The following is a 3,583-nucleotide window of genomic DNA, read 5'->3' on the forward strand; positions in this document are numbered from 1 at the left end:
TGTGCATCTGATGACGCAGTCGCTCGGCGAAGAGCAGAATGCCGATCAACTCCTCAACCAGGTCGCTCAGCCGCTGATGTCCGTGGCACGAATGCCGGCCTCGGTCGTGTAGACCTTGCGTTGAAACCGCCTACCCGGTTCGGGACTTGTTCCGGACCGAGCTGTCTTTGGCTTTATGTGGCGTGACAGGGCCCCAACGATACATGAGAACACGGCTGTCCCATGCGTCCAGTGGAAGGTGATCGCGATGGGGTCAGGGCTTTCGAAGACCCTGAGCGAGCGAACGGTTCATGTATGCGTCGACATGCAGAACATTTTCTCACCAGGCGGCGTCTGAGCGACACCATGGATGCCCAGGGTACTGCCGGTGATTGCCGAGCTCGCGTCACGGCATGCCGAGCGAACGATCTTCACGCGTTTCCTGACGCCGCACGATCCATCTGAAGCGCGCGGTATGTGGCAGAGTTATTATGCCCACTGGCCGGATGCACTGCGCGCCAATCTCGAGCCCGACGCGCTCGACCTCGTGCCGGAACTGGCGCGATTGTCCCGCCCGCGATCGTCATCGACAAGATACACTACTCCGCGTTCGTGGGCTCGGAGCTGCCAGCGAAACTCGTCGCGATGGCCGCGGACACGCTCGTGATCACTGGTGCAGAAAAACGGATGTATGCGTGCTGGCGACGGTCCTGCACGCGGTCGATGCGGGTTGGCGCGTGGTTCTGGCCGATGACGCGATCTGCAGCTCGTCCGACGAAGGACACGACGCGATGCTCAACGTTTTTCACGGCCGGTTCACGCATCAGGTGGATACGGCGTCGGCGGAGGACATCCTGGCCCCTAGATAGCTCGCGGATGCGTCATGCTGCACTCACGGTACGAAGAGTGTTTGGAACGTCCGGGTCAGCGGCCGGTTGAACTGGTGCAACCCGAAGGAGGATTTGCATGAACCAGAACAATCAGGGCGGTCAGGGTGGCCAGCAGAATCCGGGCCAGCAAAACCAGCAGCCTGGCCAGGGTGGCCAGCAAGGCGGACAAGGCGGTCAGCAGAAGCCCGGGCAGCAGAACCAGCAGCCCGGACAAGGCGGACAAGGTGGACAACAGGGCGGCCAGAACCGGTAGCGCCTGCGTCGTCTGAAGAGTGAGAGATGGCCGAATGCTCCCCTCCCGACGTTCAGCCGGAAAGCCGCCCGACGCGGGGCGGCTTTTTTCCTTTGATTGGGTAGCGGTCTTCCGGACGACCATTCGTAGCCCGCGCACCCGACGCTGAATGAAAAGAAGCTGGCGCGTGTCATCCGCGTCGGTGGCGATGATGCGCTGTTGCGCGCCGCTGCGAGCGCGAAGCGCGACCGCTCGCCACTGTGGGAACACGATGAGACCCCGCGCATTGGGTTCTCGCCATCCAGAGACGGTTTGGCGACCTCACATTTTCGATCGTATTCATCTTGGAGGCGGAGCCAGACATGAAAGCCCTCGTGTATCACGGACGCGGCGACATCCGTTGCGACACCGTGCCAGACCCGTCGATCGAAGACGGTCGCGATGCGATCATCAAAGTAACCGCCTGCGCGATTTGCGGCTCTGATCTTCACCTTATCGGCGGCTTCGTTCCGGAAATGAAAAGCGGCGACGTACTTGGCCACGAATGCATGGGCGAGGTGGTCGAGGTCGGCAGCGAGAATAGGCGACTGAAAATCGGCGACCGGGTCGTCATCCCGTTCTGCCTTGCCTGCGGCGAATGCCGGATGTGCCGGATGGAGCTCTACTCCTGTTGCGAGCGGACAAACCGGGAGGGCGATAAGCAGGCAAAGGCTATCGGCTATCAGGTCGCGGGCGCGCTCGGTTACTCGCACATGACAGGCGGGTACCGCGGCGGTCAGGCCGAATACGTGCGCATCCCCTATGCGGACTTCGGGGCGTTCGTCGTGCCAGATGGCTATTCCGACGAGCAGGTCCTGTTTCTATCGGATATTTTTCCGACCGGGTACATGGCTGCGGAGAATTGCGACATCCAGCCCGGCCAGACCATCGCCGTCTGGGGCTGCGGTCCGGTCGGCCTCTTTTCCATCATCTCGGCCTTCGTGCTCGGGGCCGGACGGGTCATCGCGATCGATTCCGTGCCGGAACGTCTGGAGCTTGCCAAATCGCTCGGTTCGGAGACCGTCAACTTTAAGGATGGCAGCGTTCACGATCAGCTCTTGGAGCTGACCGGCGGTCTGGGTCCGGACGCGGTTATCGACGCTGTCGGCATGGAAAGCCTGGGCTCTGAGACCACGATGGAGCGCGTGACCTCTGCCGTCCAGTCGGTCGTCTCGGCTTCTGACCGCTCCTACGCCCTGAACGACGCGATCCTGTCCTGCCGGCCTGGCGGTGTTGTGTCCGTCCCGGGAGTCTACATGGGTTCGGCAGTACCGACCGCGATGGGCGCGTTCATGAACAAGGGCCTGAAAATGCGGACCGGCCAGACCCATGTCCACAAATACATGCCGATCCTCATGAAGCTGATCGAGGAAGGAAAAGTCGACCCCACCGTTATCATCACCCATCGCACGGCCAATCTCGAAGAAGGTCCTGATTTGTACAAAACCTTCCGCGACAAACGGGATGGTTGCGTGAAGGTGGTGATGTTCCCGCAGGGGATCGCCTAGTGGGCATCGTACCTGCTGGTCTCGAAAGGACGAACGACATGCCGAAACAGCCGAAAGCCAAGAAAGCCGTCAAAAAGAAACTGCCGAAGACAAAAGGCCGCTTTTACGAAGACCCCTCTCTGGTCCGCTCGAAGCGCGATCCCAATTTCAAGAAATGATCCGTTGAACCCGAACGTCGTCACGCTGATCGGGCTCATGGCGGCGGGACTGACCACCGCCGCCAATGCACCGCAGGTATGGAAAACATGGCGGACGCAGGAAGCCGCCGATATCTCCCTCAGGATGACATTGCTGCTGACCGCGGGGCTGGCCCTTTGGGTGGTTTACGGGTGCATGCAGGGCGACATCGTGATCATCCTGGCCAACGCAATCGCTGCTGTGCTGGCCGCCACGCTCACCGTTCTGAAACTCAGGTTTGGATAGGCCGACCTACGGGCAAACAGCGAGAGGCGCGTTTTGATACAAGCGCGCCCTACGCCTAGGCCGCCGTCCACGTGTGTAAATGCGGTCGTCCGGTTGTCGGGTAGCGTGCGCTTCACGTGCAGCGCCCCAAGGTCAAAACGCGTCTGACGAGCGTCCCAGCGAACGCCGCTCCAGCCCCTTCTCGAGGAGGAGGCCTGAATATGGGCCGCTCTTCGCAGTAAAGCGCGTGCTTCTCCTCGTCCGCTTGCGACGGAACAAGGCACTCGCCCTGGAGTTGGCCCGGAGGTTTACCCACAACGTCGCACCCAAGGAGGCCAGCATGAAATACGGCATGATCCTCGCCAGCTGCCTTGCGTTGGCCGTTCCGGCCCACGCACAGACAGGGACGCAATCGCCGTCAAAGAACGAACAGACCGGCCCGTCGGCCGCCACGAGGCAGTTCGTCCAAAAAGTCGCGATCTCCGACATGTTCGAAATTCAGTCGAACAAGCTAGCCCTCGACAAATCGAATG

Annotated in this window: 3 protein-coding genes and 2 pseudogenes; 4 read left to right on the forward strand and 1 reads right to left on the reverse strand. The window is 61.1% G+C overall.

The window, feature by feature from the left end; all coding sequences use genetic code 11:
• Positions 1-349 precede the first annotated feature (349 nt).
• Positions 350-848 (forward strand): annotated as a pseudogene (locus AC5I5I_RS06625) (cysteine hydrolase family protein).
• 55 nt (positions 849-903) lie between these two features.
• On the opposite strand, the gene AC5I5I_RS06630 reads toward AC5I5I_RS06625, so the two are convergent.
• Complete coding sequence (locus tag AC5I5I_RS06630) at positions 904-1,371, reverse strand: hypothetical protein (protein ID WP_495971162.1); 468 nt, start codon at positions 1,369-1,371, stop codon at positions 904-906.
• 92 nt (positions 1,372-1,463) lie between these two features.
• Between AC5I5I_RS06630 and AC5I5I_RS06635 the strand changes: the two genes are divergently transcribed.
• From AC5I5I_RS06635 to AC5I5I_RS06645, 3 genes and pseudogenes are all read left to right on the forward strand, one after another.
• On the forward strand, positions 1,464-2,648 hold the full coding sequence (locus AC5I5I_RS06635; RefSeq protein WP_495971164.1) for a zinc-dependent alcohol dehydrogenase: 1,185 nt from the start codon (positions 1,464-1,466) through the stop codon (positions 2,646-2,648).
• Positions 2,649-2,810: 162 nt separating this feature from the next.
• Positions 2,811-3,071, forward strand: a complete 261-nt coding sequence (locus tag AC5I5I_RS06640; protein ID WP_495971166.1) for a SemiSWEET family sugar transporter — start codon at positions 2,811-2,813, stop codon at positions 3,069-3,071.
• Between the two features lie 226 nt (positions 3,072-3,297).
• Positions 3,298-3,583, forward strand: a pseudogene (locus AC5I5I_RS06645) (hypothetical protein); the annotation flags it as partial.

It is taken from the genome of Pseudorhodoplanes sp. (assembly GCF_059499825.1).